Source organism: Haloarchaeobius sp. FL176 (assembly GCF_024609245.1).
In the GTDB taxonomy this organism is placed as follows: domain Archaea; phylum Halobacteriota; class Halobacteria; order Halobacteriales; family Natrialbaceae; genus Haloarchaeobius.
Window position 1 is genome coordinate 507883 of sequence record NZ_JANJYH010000002.1, and the last position, 13589, is coordinate 521471.

A 13589-nucleotide genomic window follows, 5' to 3' on the forward strand; every position below is an offset into this window, starting at 1 on the left:
AAATATTCATCGACACCCACAAATACCAGGTCGACTGAGTGTGGCCTATGACAGCAGTCGGTATCGACGCGGTCGAAGTCTGGACTGGAAACCTGAAACTCGACCTGGCGGAGACGTTCGCTCCGGAGAAGGGCGACGACCCGGAGAAGTACACGAAAGGTCTCGGCCTCCGAGCGTCCTCGTTCCCCGACTCCTACGAGGACATCGTGACGATGGGGGCGAACGCGGCGAAGCGCCTGATGGACCGGAAGGGGCTAACGCCCGACGACATCGGCCGCATCGACGTGGCCACCGAGTCGAGCTTCGACAACTCCAAGCCGATCTCGACGTACATCGCGGGCTGTCTCGAGCAGGTGTACGACGGGGACTTCCACCACGCGAACAAGGGCGAGCGGAAGTTCGCCTGCATCGCGGGCACCCAGAGCGTCGACGACGCGTACAACTGGATCCGCGCGGGCCGGAACCGCGGCCGGAGCGCTATCGTCGTCGCGACCGACACGGCGCTGTACGCTCGCGGCGACGCGGGCGAGGCGACCCAGGGTGCGGGTGCGGTCGCGCTGCTCATCAGCGAGGACCCAGACCTCGTCGAGATCTCGACCCATCAGGGCTACGGGAGCGCCGACGAGACGGACTTCCTGAAGCCGAACCAGCAGTTCCCGAGCGTCGACGGCAAGCGCTCCGTGCAGGTGTACCTCGCCCGGATGCGCGAGGCGCTGGAGGACTACGAGAGCGTCGCCGGCGACGTACACATCGACGACTTCGTCTACGCGCCGTTCCACACGCCGTTCCCGGGGATGGTCCGGAAGGCGGCCGCACTCGCCTACCGTCACGTCACCCGCGACACGGGCGTCGAGGAGGAACTCGCGGAGGGCATCGGCCGCCAGCCCCGTCGCGAGAGCTTCGACGACGACGCCCAGTACGAGGAGGCCGTCCGCGAGTACATGGACGCGCTGAAGGAGACCGGGCGGTACCAGGACTGGTACGCGGCGGCGGTCGACCCGACGCTCTCGATCGCGCGCGACGTCGGCAACTGGTACACCGCGTCGGTCCACCTGGCGCGGGTCTCCGCCCTGAAGACCGCGCTGGAGGCCGACCGTGACGTCACCGGCGAGTCGATGCTCGTCGCGTCTTACGGCTCGGGCGCGCAGGCGGAGATCCACGGCGAGACCGTTCAGGACGGTTGGGCGGAGGAGATAGCCGCACTGAACATCGACGAACAGGTCGCCGACCGGTACGACCTCTCGTGGGCGGAGTACGAGGAGGTCCACGACCGACACAACCACGACATGGACTCAGAACTGGAGGAGTTCACCGCGCCCGAAGCGGAGTTCGTCTTCGACGGCTGGGGCCGGATGGGCGAGCGGAAGTACACGTACGTCGAGTGAGCGAACGAGTGCGGCCGGTCGCGGTGGTGGCGGCCGGTCGCGTCAGCAGGGAACCCAGTCGGAACCGGTGGAGGCTGTCTGCGGGCGGTGGAGTCGGAGCCGGCCGGGGGTGGGCAGGGGATGGGCAGGGGCCGGCACCGACTTCGGGTGGGGTCGATGGATGGCGACGGTGGGTTGCGGGGTGGGCGGCCGTCGCCACTCTATCCTGTGGCCGGGACACATAAAAATCGGACCGCAGGTTTTCTGACTCGGAAACAGTGGTCCGAGCGGAGCTACGGCAGCGACGCGAGCGACTCCAGCATCTCCTCGGTCGAGGCGTTCGTCACGGCCAGCGAGAAGCCGTCGGCGCGCGCGAGCTTCGGCGCGTGCTCCCAGAGGTCCGCTTCCTCGATGCCGTGGAGGATGACGGCGTTCGGGGTGGGGGTGACGACGCGCATCGCGACCAGCGGCGATTCGCCACGGGTGATCTCGGTGAACACGAGCGCCCGCGAGGTCGACTGGCCGTAGAGACGGTAGAACTCCTCGGAGGAGAGACGCGTGATGGCCGCGATGGAGTCGATGACGGTGTGGCCGGAGACGCTGGTCGCGTGGCCCGACTGCACCTCGGTCGCGTCGATGGCGTCGTACAGCCGGGAGAGGGAGACGGTCGTCGGGTACTCCCGCAGGTCGCGGACGATGTCGCTCTCGAAGCCCGCGGAGAGCACGCGGGCGTACTGGCGGATGTGGTCGCCGCCGCGCGACTCGTCGATGGTCAGCAGTGCCTCGACGATGCGGCTCACGACGCCGATGCCGGGGTTCTCGCGTCGGCCGCTCTCGTAGTCCGAGATGACCGAGGACGAGACGTCCAGTTCGGCCGCGAGGTTCGTCTGGGAGACGTCGAAGTCGGTGCGCCACTTCCGCAGGGTCGAGCCGGGGTCTTCCGAGAGTGTGACCTCGCCGGCGATCTTCGTCGCCAGCTGTCGGCGTGGGCTGTCGCTCATCGTCCGGTGGTGGCGGACGCGGCGCAAAAACGTATCGAAAGCCCCCTTCGACAGGTGACGAACCCGAAGGGTTTTGCTCCGAGCGACGATGCCTCCCGTATGCCCTCGACAGTCGTTCACGTGGCACTCGCCGGAATCGTCGGGTGTGCCCTCCTCGGTCGCGCGTTCTCCTGGCGCGCGCTGCTCGCGGTGGTCGGCCTGACGGTGCTCGTCGACCTGGACGTGTTCGTCGGGTTCGTCGTCGTCGGCGCGCACCGCGCGGCGTTCCACTCGCTACTGTTCCTCGCCGCCATCGGCGTCGTACTGCTCGCCGACCGCTCGCGCGGCGACGACTCCAGCCTCCGGAACCGGTTCGGCCCCACCGCTCACCGCGTCGGCGCCGTCGCGGTCGTCGCCGCCCTCTTCGGTGCCATCGGCCCGGACCTGATGACCAACGGCGCGAACCTGTTCTGGCCCGTCCACGACCAGTTCTACGCGTTCAACGGCGAGATGTACCTCTCGGACCGGAAGGGGTTCGTCCAGACGTTCGTCGAACTCGAGAGCGAAGAGCCCGCGAAGTCGGTCTCGCGCGGCTCCACGCAGGAGACACAGTACCACACGGGCGTGGACACGAACCCGGACCGTTCGGGCGACGCCGACGTGCAGGAGCGCGTGTTCCCGCTCGCAGACAGCGGCGAGCAGCTCCTGCTCGTCGTCACCGGGGCGTTCGTGATGGCGAGCCGGCTGTTCGACGAGTACGCGAACTGAGGCGGTCCCCGCCGACCGCGACCCGGACGACTGAAGCCGACCGCCGACGAAGCCGGCTCATGGTCAGATCATACGACGCCGAGACGGACGAGGCGGCGCTCTGGCAGGCAAAGCGCGCGTTCGAACTCGGTCTCGGCTCCGGTACCGGCGGCGACGACAAGGAGGCGAAGTACGAGGGCAAGCTCACCGCGGCGTACCGGGAGTCGTGGTTCGAGTGGGTGGACCGCTGCGTCGCGGCCGACGAGCGCTGCGTCCTCGTCGAACCCGGTGACGGGAGTGGCGACGGTGCGGACGCGCTTGCGGGCTACGTGTTCGTCCTCCCCGAGCGACTCGCTCACGTCTGGGACGCGGCGGTGCTGAACGAGCTGTGGGTCGACCCGGACCACCGCGGCACGGGCGTCGCGGACGACCTCATGAGCGAAGCGGTCGCCTTCGCGCGGTCGCAGGACCTGCCGCTCGACCGGCTGGTGCTCGACGTGGACCGCGAGAACGAGCGGGCACAGGCGTTCTACGAGCGACACGGCTTCTCGCACTGGGGCGAGATGGTCGCCCGCGAGCTTTAATCCTGCAGGAGGTACGCGCCGGCGCCGCCGAGCCCGCCGAACACGACCGGGTAGACGACCCCGAGGAAGGCGACGGTCCAGACGAGGGGGATGGTGAGGCTGTACTCGCCGGAGAACCAGAGCACCTCGACGGTCTCGGAATGGGCGAACAGGAACGTGCCCACGAGGGCGAACAGGACATACCCCACGAGGGTGAGTGCGCCGGCTGCGACCGCGTTCGCGATGTCGGTCGTCACGTCGCCGACCGAGACGCTTGCGAACCCGGCGAGCAGCAGGAACGCCGGCGGCACGACGAACGCGGCGGTGATGAGGCCACCGCCGGCCGCGTCGATGAGGTTCACCGAGGAGCTACCGGCCGGGCTGGTGTACGTCACGTCCACGAGGTTGGCGTTGTACAGCGCCATCCCGGCGGCCTTCCACGATGGGACGTTGTCGCTGACGAGCGCGACGAACGCCTCGCTACTGTTGTCCGGCTCCGGCAGGTTCGTCTGGGTCCACAGCAGGAACGTCAGCAGGTAGCTCGTCACGAACGCGACCGCGCCGGCTCCTGCACTGATGACGGCCGAGCGCAGGTCGACGCCGGTCTCGTTCGCCCGCGCGCCTCCGAGATTCGTGTTCGGTTCCATGACAGGAGTGGATTCTGGCCCAGATGGTAAAAATATGCGGCAAACACACGGTGGGTTGCTTCGGTTGCGTTAGCTGTATCACATTTCGTTCAACTATTGTAGGGGTCGCTTTCAAGTACTGGCTCCACGAACCGAATCCGACAGTCGTCGGGAACTGGTGGGTGTCGCTCCGTCGCGGACTCGGTCACGGGCGGCTGGTCCCAGCGCACGGTCAGGGCTGGCCCGTCACGTCGAGGTCGGCCTCGCTGGCTTCGTACTCCTCGCGGGTGATGCTGTACCGATGTTGCGTGACCGGTTCGCCCGCTTTCAGCGCCCAGTTGCGCAGGGTGCCCTCCTTCTGCCCGCCGAAGCGTTCGACGTACCGCTCGATGGCCCGTCGGGAGTTCTCGTTCCCCCCGACGTGCTCGACGGCGACGACCTCTAAGTCGAGACGTTCGAACGCGAGCGCGACGAACGCGGCGGCGCGCTCGCCGGAGTAGCCCCGACCCCAGAACGGCTTGCGGAGCCAGGTCCCGAGCGTGCCGGTCCGGCGATCCCAGTCGATGCCCATGCCCGCGCCGCCAGCGAGCACGAGGTCAGTGTCGGCGTACGGTCCGCAGGGCGTGGGGCCGTCGATGCCGGCGGGTGCGTCGGCCGGGTCGACGTAGAGCTGGTACGAGGCGTTCTCGTCCGATTCGAGCCCGTCACGGGTCGTCTCGAGGAACTCCAGGGTCTCCTTCGGGTGGGCGTGCGGGTCCCACGTGAGGTGTTCGGTCACCGCCTCGATGTCGGTCCCGTCCGAGCAGACCCGGTAGTACTCCAGCGGCTCCATCACTTCCGGGGTCGAGGGCAGCATGGTCAGGCGGTCGGTGTCGATGCGTCGCGGGAGCAGTCCCGCCCAGTCGGTGAACGTAATCGTCATGGCTGAATCTTGTTGTGCGTAGTGGTCGGTCGTTCGTGTTGGTCGGTCGTGTGGCGGTCGTCGTTCGAGTGCGGAAGTTAGTCCTCCACGTCCTGAAACGTGTGGTCGCGGTCGGGGTCGCTCGCCTGGTACTCCGCACGGCTGATGCTGTAGCGGACGGTGTCGACCGGCTCGCCGTCGAGCGTGATCTGGTTCCGGATGGTCCCCTCGCGCCGGCCGCCGAACCGCTCGACGTACTTCTCGACGGCCCGCCGGGAGTTCTCGTTGGCGTCGAGGTGGGTGACCGTCACCACGTCGAGGTCGAGCCGGTCGAACGCCAGCGAGACGAGCGCGGCGGCGCGCTCGCCGGAGTACCCCCGGCCCCAGAACGGCTTGCGGAGGCCGAAGGCGAAGTACGCGCTCCGGTGCTCCCAGTCGGCGAGCAGCTCGGCTTCGCCCGCCGGGGGTCCGGCCTCGTGGGCGTCGCCCGCTCGGCTGTCCGAGGCACGTCCCGCCTCGCTCGCCCCGGCCTCGCCTGCTTTCGGCCGGACGACGTAGGTCGCACCGATACCGTCCACCCAGCGCTCGTGGCGGCGGCCGAGCAGCTCCGCCGTGTCGTGTGGGTGCTCGTGGGGCGAGAGCGGGATGTACTCGAACCCCTCGGCGTCGACGGCGTCAGTCGAGAGGTGGCGGTACCGCTCGAACAGGTCCGCGTCGGCGGGGGACTCGTGTTCGAGGACCAGCCGCTCGGTCTCGATGCGGTCGGGGAACAGCTCACTCATCGACGGTCAGCTCGACGATGGCGTCGGCGGCCGCGTACTCCTCGTGGCTGATGCTCCAGCGGTGGAGGTCCCGTGGCTCGCCGTCGAGTGTGAGCCAGTTCCGCAGCAGTCCCTCGTACGTGCCGCCCCAGCGGTCGACGTACTTCTCGATGGCCCGCTTCGAGTTCTCGTTCCCGGCCACACAGCCCGTGCCGACGAGTTCGAGGTCGAGCCGGTCGAACGTCAGCGCGACAAGGGCGTCCGCCCGTTCGCCGGAGTAGCCCCGTCCCCAGAACGGCTCGCGGAGCCAGACGCCGAAGCGGGCCGTCCGGCGGTCCCACAGCGGGATGAGGCTCGCGACGCCGGCGAACTCGCCGGCACGGTCCTCGTCACCGGCCGGATACATCGCCCAGTTCGCACGGCTCCCTTCGTCCCAGCGCTCCGCGGACTCGGCCAGGTAGTCGGCGGTCTCCTTCGGGGTGTGGTGCTGGCCCGCCGAGATGAACCGGCCGACCTCGGCGAACTCGTCGGTGCTCGTGTACTCGTACAGCTCGAACGCCCCCATCGACTCGTCGAGGCGTTCGTACCGCAGTCGCTCGGTCTCGAACGCGGCGGGGAACAGGCCCATGCGCCTGCATCGTCCAGCCAGCTAAAAACGGTTCGCCAGGGATGTGTCTTCTTCACACTCTCCGTGGTGCTCCTCAGACCCGTTCGCGGAGGTCCCGCGCCGCCCGCTCCGCCGCGTTCGCCACGCGGGGCGAGCCCGCGCAGTCGCGGACCCACGAGAGGTAGTCGCGGTCGGAGTCGACGCCGACCGCACCGAGGGCAAGGGCGGCCTCCCGGACCGTGCGGTCGGGCTGTCGGGAGGGGTCCGCGAGGTCGCGCACTGCCCGACGGAGGTCACCCCGGTCCCTGCCTACGTCCAGGCCACCCGCCAGACAGTACGCGAGCGCGACGGTCGCGGCATCGGCGTCCGGCCCCTCACCGCCGGCGAACTGCCGGAGCCGGCCGAGCGCGTCGCCGACGAGGCCCGAGTCGTGGCGGGCCAGCACGCCGAGGGCGACGACCGCCCGGAACCGCGCGTCGGGGTCGTCGTCGCCGAGGTGTGCGCGAACCGCGTCGGCGACCGGCGCGACGGCGTCCGGCTCGTCGCGGGCGAGCTCCGTCAGCGCGAACAGCGCCCGGGCCCGGTTCCCGAAGGACTCCTCGTCGAGCATCGCCGTCAGGCGCTCGATGGCCGGTGGGGGCCCGCTGCCCCCGACGACCCGGTCGAGCAGCCCGCCGCCGTCGTCGTCCCCGTCCGCGACGAGGGCGGCCGCAGTCGGCGGGTCCTCCGCGGCCACGCCGACCGCAGTCGCGGCGCAGCGACGGACCCCGGCGTGGTCGTCGTCGAGCAGTTCGACGAGTCGGGTGCGGGTCTCGGCGTCGACCGTCGCCAGCCCGGCCAGCGCGGTGACGGCGGCCGTCGCCGGCCCCTCGTCGGCGAACGGGTCGGCGCGCAACCGGTCGAGCACGTCGAACAGCGCCGCGCGGGCCGGCTCCACGCGCTCTGGTTCCTCCCTGGCGACCCGTGCGAGTGCGGCTGCCGCGGCGGTCGGGTCGTCGTCGGTCTCCAGCCGGTCGACGCAGTCGGCCACGTCGATGGTGTCGAGGTCCGGCTCCGTCTCGGTCTCGCGCTCGACCGCCCGTCGGTAGAGCGCCCGCCGGTGGGGGTTGCAGATCTCGTAGTAGGTCCCGCCGACCTGGTCGACCGCGGCCGCCGTACAGCTGCCACAGCCGTCGGCGGTCCGCCGTGCGGTCGCCCGTAGCCCGGCGTCGTCGAGGAAGGTACCGGCACCGTCGTCCGGTTCGAGTCCGGCCCCCGCCGCGCCGTAGGCGAGGAACAGTCGCGTCAGGTCCGCGAGCTCGTCGGCGTCGGCCGGATGCGGCACCATCGTCGCCTCGGCGTCGGCCCACGAGAGCGTCGAGAGCAGGTCGCCGAGCGAGCGCACGTCCGAGGCGTCCGCCTCGCGGATGTCGACGCCGTAGCGCCGGAAGAACGCCGCGTAGTCGGCGGCGTCGATGGCGTGACGCGCGCCGCGGCGGCTCGCGACCGCGGGCTCCGCGTCGAACGCGACGAAGACGCTGTCGGGAAGCGCGAAGAACAGTGGCTCGTCCATACGTTCCGGTCCGCGTCCGGGCGTATAAGTTCGGCCCTGGGCCGCCGTCCGTCGCGCTGGCCCTGCCCCGGGAGCCGTCCCGTGCCGGCGGCTCTCGGCCTCAGGTCACGAACAGCTCGTCCGTCGCCCGCCCGCAGGCGTCCCGCAGCGCGTCGGTCCGCGCGCAGTCGGCCACCCAGTCGACGTGCTCGGCGTCGCCGGGGCCGCCGAGGTGCCCGAGCGCGAACGTCGCCTCCCTGACGACCCGGTGCGGCCGCCGCGTCGGGTCGGCGAACGTCCGCACGAGCGCGGTGAGGTCGTCCAGCTCGGACCCCACTTCCTGACCCGCGGCTGCGAGGACGCCGAGCCCGATGACGCCGGCGGCCGCGACGTGGCTCTCCTCGTCGGCGAGCCGTGCGAAGTCGGGCCGCCAGTCCGCCCCCCGTTCCGGGTCGGCGCGTGCGAGATTCGCGAGCGTGACCCCCGCGAGAAAGCGGATGCGCGGGCTCTCGTCCTCGGTCGCCGCACGGACCGAGTCCGCGTAGGGCTCGACCTGCGCGGGGTGGCTCCGCGCGAACTCCCGCAGCGCCGACAGCGCCTGCGTGCGACAGCGGGCCGAATCCGCCCCGAGCATCGACCCGAGCCGCCTGACGACGGGCGGGCGGCGCTCGGCGGCCGACCCCCCGAGGCTCTCCTCGTCCACGTCGAGCAACGCCTCGGGGCGCTCCCACGCGAGCGCGGCGATGGCGGCCGCGCTCGCCCCGCGGATGCTCTCGTCGTCGTCGCCCAGCCCCGCGACGAGCTGCTGGCGGACCGTCGAGTCGATGGTCCCGAGGTGGGTCAGCGCCGTCGTCACCGCCCGCAGGAAGTCCACACTGACGATGTGAGCCCCGCGCTGGGCCTCGAACGCGTCGACGAGCACGCCCGACACGGGCCGCAGCCGGTGTGGGTCGTCTGCCCCGATTTCGGCCAGCCGGTTCGCCGCGTCGGTCGGCAGCGCCTCCTCGCGCAGCCGGTCCGCGAGGTCGAACGCCTCCTCGTGTGCGGGTGGATCTGGCTCCTGGCGGGTCGCATCGACGTACTCGCGGTACACCTCGCGGTGGTGCTCCTCGCAGAGCCGGTAGCACGTCGCCGACCCGGTCGTCACCGTCAGCGCGCGCGCCTCGCACGCCTCGCACTCGTCGACGAGGTCGACCGCCCGCTCGCGCGACGCCTCGTGCCGCCAGTAGCCGGGTCGCCGCGTCGGCCGCATCGCACCCCCCGAACGGGCGTATGCCTGCACCACCCGCGTCAGGTCCGCGAGTTCGTCAGCGTCGGCGGGCCGCTCGAACCGGGCGAACGAGGGCTGCCAGGTGACCCCGCCGAGGCGGTTCGCCAGTCCCGTCAGCGCACTCCCGTCTAGCTCGCGGTCCACGTTCGTCCCGAGTACCCCGCGCAGGAACGGCCCGTACGCCGCGCGGAACGCGTCCGCGCTGGCGACCCCGGCCGCCTCGACCGGCGGGTCGAACGACACGGCCACGGTCGCCGGGAGGTCCCAGCCGGTGTCGAAAGCCATGCGCCACGTTTCGCCCGCCAGCGCTTAATATCTACGTCAGACGGGATGGGGAGTCGGCGGCGACGGGAGTGAGCGCCGTCGAGAGCTGGTTGCGCTCCGCGTTCCGGTGGCGAACCTCGGCCGGTACCCACTCGTCCCGCAACGCCCGCGGGTCCGTGATCATCGGTCGAGCGTTCGTCCGGGAGGACGGTAAGTCGACGGAGACTGGTGTGAAAGTGGTCCGGGATGGGACCGACCGACAAGGATAAGTCGCTGAACCGCCCTCTTTCGGTAGCTTCGACGGGGAGACATGACCCAGGCGTACCGTTTCGAGGACGTCCTCACCGACGCCGTGCTCTCGCGCCATCGCGACCTGCTGGTCGCGGGGCCGAGCCGTGAGACGGTCCGGCCGGTCCCGACCCGCATCCTCGCGGAGGCTGCCGAACCGGGCGACGGCGCGGCGCTGGTGACGACCCGGGACGCCGCCCGCACGGTCCTCGACCGGGTCGTCCGTGACGTGCCCAGCCTCGACCGCGAGCGTCTCGGCGTCGTCGACTGCACGCCCACTCACGACGTGGTCCGGGCGAACCCGCGCGAACGGCACTGGAGCGTGCCGTCGCCGACGGACCTGACCGGGGGGAGCATGGCCATCAACGAGTGTCTGGAGACGCTGCGAGACGCTGGCGCCGACCGTCGCCACCTCCTGTTCGACTCGTTGTCGACCCTGCTGCTCTCGGCCGACGCCGAGACCGTGTTCCGCTACGCCCACCAGGTGCTCCTGTCCGGCGGCGCGACCGGGCTGTCGCTCTTTCCAGTGTACACGAACGTCACCGACGGCACCGACTTCGAGCGGCTGAAGCACCTGTTCGACGGGATGGTGCGGGTTCGCCGCCGCGGGGGCGGCCGCGAGGTCCGGTTCGTCGGGATGGACGGGACGCCGGCTGGCTGGGTCAGACTGGACCAGGCCGAGTGATCAGTGTTCCCGCTTCGTGCCGGGATTCGACACCGCGCCGTTGGCCGCCGAGCCGAAGTCGCGGCCGTACTTCGCGAGCACGCCGGAGGTGTAGGCGGGTTCGGGCTCCTCGCGTGCGTCGAGCCGGTCCGCGATTTCCCCATCGCTCAGGTCCACCGAGAGCTCCCGGTTCGGGATGTCTACCGTCACCACGTCGCCGTCCTCCAACGCACCGATGGGGCCGCCGACGTAGGACTCGGGGGCGACGTGACCGACCATCGGCCCCCGGGTCGCGCCGGAGAAGCGGCCGTCCGTGAGCAGGGCGACGTCGTCCTCGTGGCCCGCGCCGACGACGGCGGCGGTGACGCCGAGCATCTCGCGCATTCCGGGGCCGCCGCGTGGCCCCTCGTTCCGGATGGCGAGCACGTCGCCGCTCTCGATGCGGTCCTCCTGTACGTACTTCATCGCCGCCTCCTCGCTCTCGAACACGCGGACGGGGCCCTCGTGGTGGAAGTTGTCCTCGCCGGTGACCTTCAGCACCGCGCCGTCGGGTGCGAGGTTCCCGGTGAGAATCTTGATCGCCCCCTCCTCGTGGAGCGGCTCGTCGGTCGTGTAGAGGAAGTCCGCCTCGACCTCGTCTTCGGGGGGCAACTCGCCCTCAGCCTCGAGGTGGGCCAGCTCCTCGGCGATGGTCCGACCCGTGATGGTGGCGGCGTCGCCGTGGAGGTAGCCGCCCTCGAGCAGCCGCCGGAGCACGACGGGCACGCCGCCGAGCTCGTGCAGGTCGTTCATGACGCGGGTGCCGCCGGGCTGGAGGTCGGCGATCTTCGGCGTCCGGTGGCTGATCTCGTCGAACTCCTCGATAGCGAGGTCGATGCCGGCCTCGGCGGCCAGCGCGAGCAGGTGGAGCACCGCGTTCGTGGAGCCGCCGATGGCGACCTGGAGCGCGATGGCGTTCTCGAAGCTCTCCTTCGAGAGGATGTCCGAGGGCCGGCGGTCCGCCTCGACTGCCTCCAGCGCGAGTTCCCCTGCGCGGTGGGCGACCTCGTAGCGGGACTCCTCCTCCGCGGGCGGGCTGGCCGAACCGAGTGGTGCCATCCCGAGTGCCTCGGAGATGGACGCCATCGTGTTCGCGGTGAACATCCCGCCGCAGGAGCCCGCGCCGGGGCAGGCGTTGCGCTCCAGATCGTCCAGTTCGTCCTCGGTCATGTCGCCCGAGGCGACCGCGCCGACGCCCTCGAACACGTTCTGGACGGTGACCTCGCGGCCGTCGTGCTCGCCGGGCATGATGGAGCCGCCGTACAGGAAGACGCTCGGCAGGTCGGTGCGGATGGACGCCATCAGCATCCCGGGCAGGTTCTTGTCACAGCCCGCGACGGTGACGAGCGCGTCGACGCGCTCGCCGAACGCGACCAGCTCGACGCTGTCCGCGATGACCTCGCGGGAGACGAGCGAGGCGCGCATCCCCTCGGTCCCCATCGAGATGGCGTCGGAGATGGTGATGGTGCCGAACTCGATGGGCATCCCCTCGGCGGCCTCCACGCCTTCGATGGCGGACGCGGCCACGTCGTCGAGGTGGACGTTGCAGGGCGTCACGTCCGCGGCCGGGTTCGCGATACCGACCATCGGTGCGGAGAGGTCGGTGTCGTCGTAGCCCATCGCGCGGAACATCGCCCGGTGTGGTGCCCGTTCCGGTCCCTCGGTGACCTCGCGGCTCCGGAGGCCCTCGGACTTCTCGGGTCGGTCGTTCATGGTGGGAGGTAGCCACGCGACGGCTTAAGTCCCGTCGCTGGGACAGATGTTGCTGCCGACCCCGACTGCTGGCTTCTTTGACGGTCACGGCGCACCGTTCGGGCCCCTACCGACGGCTGAGGGGAGTCGGGGCGCCGTCGCGGCCGTTCGCCCCGACACCGGCACCCCCGCGTACCGCCGCCCCGGCGCTGTTGGCCTTTCAAAAGCTTCTTGCGCGGACGCGGCAGACGAGACGACATGGATCCCGAGGTCGCCGTCGCCCACTACCCGGAAGGTGCCGGCCACGCCACGCGGATGCTCGCCGTGGCGAAGGCGCTCGAAGACCGCGGCGCGACCGTCCGCCTCGCCGGCGGCGGCCCCGGGAAGCGGTTCGTCGAACTCAACGGCTACGAGGAGTACGTCCCCGCGGTCGTCGACTACATCGGCGACTACCAGGACGGCGGGAACCTCCTCCGGGTCATCACCCACAGCGTCCCGATGAGCGGCAAGCGGGTCTACGACTACGTGCAGTGGCTCCGCCGGACCGAGCCCGACGCGCTCGTCACCGACGACATGTTCGCCGCGATGGCCGCCACGCTGACCGACACCTCGCTGCACGTGCTGACCCACAACTCGCCGCACTTCTACGACGCCGCCGTCGAGGAGTGGTTCACCTGGCTGCTGACCAAACACCAGCTCTACGAGTGCGAGCAGTTCCTCTACCCGGCGGTCTGGCCCGCCTGCGACGACGACCCCGACGGCGTCACGCACGTCCCGCCCGTCGCGCTGGAGTGCGACGACGACCGCACGGTCGATCCCTTCGACGTGCTCGTCGTCCCGAGCCACTACTCGAACTCCCTCGACGACCTCGTCACGGGCCTCCGCGACGACGGCCACAACGTCACCCGCGTCGGCGGCGACGACTGGGAGCCGGTGCCCGCGATGCTACCCCACCTCGAAGCCGCCGACGTGGTGGTCTGCTCGGGCTACTCGACGGTGATGGAGGCCGCCGTCGCCGGCACGCCCTGCATCATCTGGCCGTTCACCGACGAGCAACGGGGAGTCGGCCGCGTCATCCAGGAGGCCGGCGTCACCGGCTTCCAGATCGAGCACTCGGTGCCGCACATCCGCCGCGCCGTCGCGAACCCCCCGGACCCGCCCAGCTTCGAGAACGGGGCGGGGGTGGCCGCGGACGCCATCGTCGACGGGCTGTAGATCGGTGACCTCGACAGCCGGTGACGACTTCTCACCGAGCAAGCGAGCGGCGCGCGGCTGGCGAGCGGCCGGGGGGT

The 13589-nt window shown here is 70.7% G+C and carries 14 protein-coding genes; 5 read left to right on the plus strand and 9 right to left on the minus strand.

Annotated elements, in window-relative coordinates; translation table 11 throughout:
• The first annotated feature begins 47 nt into the window (after positions 1-47).
• Entirely contained in the window at positions 48-1385 is a 1338-nt protein-coding gene (gene hmgB, locus NO978_RS05780) for a hydroxymethylglutaryl-CoA synthase (protein WP_257298586.1), read from the plus strand.
• A 272-nt stretch (positions 1386-1657) separates the two neighbouring features.
• On the opposite strand, the gene NO978_RS05785 is transcribed toward hmgB, so the two are convergent.
• Positions 1658-2365, minus strand: a complete 708-nt coding sequence (locus NO978_RS05785; protein WP_257298587.1) for a helix-turn-helix domain-containing protein — start codon at positions 2363-2365, stop codon at positions 1658-1660.
• Positions 2366-2464: 99 nt separating this feature from the next.
• Here NO978_RS05785 and NO978_RS05790 point away from each other — a divergent pair, with 99 nt between their 5' ends.
• Together NO978_RS05790 and NO978_RS05795 are read left to right on the plus strand one after the other, a co-directional pair.
• On the plus strand, positions 2465-3112 hold the full coding sequence (locus NO978_RS05790) for a metal-dependent hydrolase (protein WP_257298588.1): 648 nt from the start codon (positions 2465-2467) through the stop codon (positions 3110-3112).
• A 59-nt stretch (positions 3113-3171) separates the two neighbouring features.
• Positions 3172-3675, plus strand: a complete 504-nt coding sequence (locus tag NO978_RS05795; RefSeq protein ID WP_257298589.1) for an N-acetyltransferase — start codon at positions 3172-3174, stop codon at positions 3673-3675.
• Here NO978_RS05795 and NO978_RS05800 read toward each other — a convergent pair.
• The 7 genes from NO978_RS05800 to NO978_RS05830 all read right to left on the minus strand — a co-directional run bounded on the left by NO978_RS05800 (position 3672) and on the right by NO978_RS05830 (position 9798).
• Positions 3672-4301 carry a hypothetical protein gene (locus NO978_RS05800; protein WP_257298590.1) on the minus strand — a complete coding sequence of 210 codons (630 nt, stop codon included), beginning with the start codon at positions 4299-4301 and terminating at the stop codon, positions 3672-3674. The two genes, NO978_RS05795 and NO978_RS05800, sit on opposite strands and share 4 nt — an antisense overlap.
• 211 nt (positions 4302-4512) lie before the next feature.
• Positions 4513-5202, minus strand: coding sequence for a GNAT family N-acetyltransferase (locus tag NO978_RS05805; RefSeq protein WP_257298591.1), 690 nt, complete (start codon positions 5200-5202; stop codon positions 4513-4515).
• Between the two features lie 77 nt (positions 5203-5279).
• The gene (locus NO978_RS05810) at positions 5280-5963 is read right to left on the minus strand and encodes a GNAT family N-acetyltransferase (RefSeq protein WP_257298592.1); all 684 of its coding nucleotides are present in this window, start codon (positions 5961-5963) and stop codon (positions 5280-5282) included.
• On the minus strand, positions 5956-6570 hold the full coding sequence (locus NO978_RS05815; RefSeq protein ID WP_257298593.1) for a GNAT family N-acetyltransferase: 615 nt from the start codon (positions 6568-6570) through the stop codon (positions 5956-5958). Before NO978_RS05815 ends, NO978_RS05810 begins: the two co-directional genes overlap by 8 nt.
• A gap of 73 nt (positions 6571-6643) precedes the next feature.
• Positions 6644-8101: a hypothetical protein gene (locus NO978_RS05820; protein ID WP_257298594.1), complete on the minus strand. Its 1458-nt coding sequence runs from the start codon at positions 8099-8101 to the stop codon at positions 6644-6646.
• Positions 8102-8201: 100 nt separating this feature from the next.
• Positions 8202-9635, minus strand: coding sequence for a hypothetical protein (locus NO978_RS05825; protein WP_257298595.1), 1434 nt, complete (start codon positions 9633-9635; stop codon positions 8202-8204).
• 31 nt (positions 9636-9666) lie between these two features.
• Positions 9667-9798 carry a hypothetical protein gene (locus NO978_RS05830; RefSeq protein WP_257298596.1) on the minus strand — a complete coding sequence of 44 codons (132 nt, stop codon included), beginning with the start codon at positions 9796-9798 and terminating at the stop codon, positions 9667-9669.
• Positions 9799-9924: 126 nt separating this feature from the next.
• Between NO978_RS05830 and NO978_RS05835 the strand changes: the two genes are divergently transcribed.
• Positions 9925-10587 carry a hypothetical protein gene (locus NO978_RS05835; protein ID WP_257298597.1) on the plus strand — a complete coding sequence of 221 codons (663 nt, stop codon included), beginning with the start codon at positions 9925-9927 and terminating at the stop codon, positions 10585-10587.
• Here the strand turns inward: NO978_RS05835 and ilvD are convergent, their stop codons facing one another.
• On the minus strand, positions 10588-12318 hold the full coding sequence (ilvD, locus tag NO978_RS05840) for a dihydroxy-acid dehydratase (protein WP_257298598.1): 1731 nt from the start codon (positions 12316-12318) through the stop codon (positions 10588-10590).
• 237 nt (positions 12319-12555) lie between these two features.
• Between ilvD and NO978_RS05845 the strand changes: the two genes are divergently transcribed.
• A complete protein-coding gene (locus NO978_RS05845; protein WP_257298599.1) occupies positions 12556-13512 on the plus strand; it encodes a glycosyltransferase in 957 nt (318 codons plus the stop codon).
• The last annotated feature ends 77 nt before the right edge of the window (positions 13513-13589 follow it).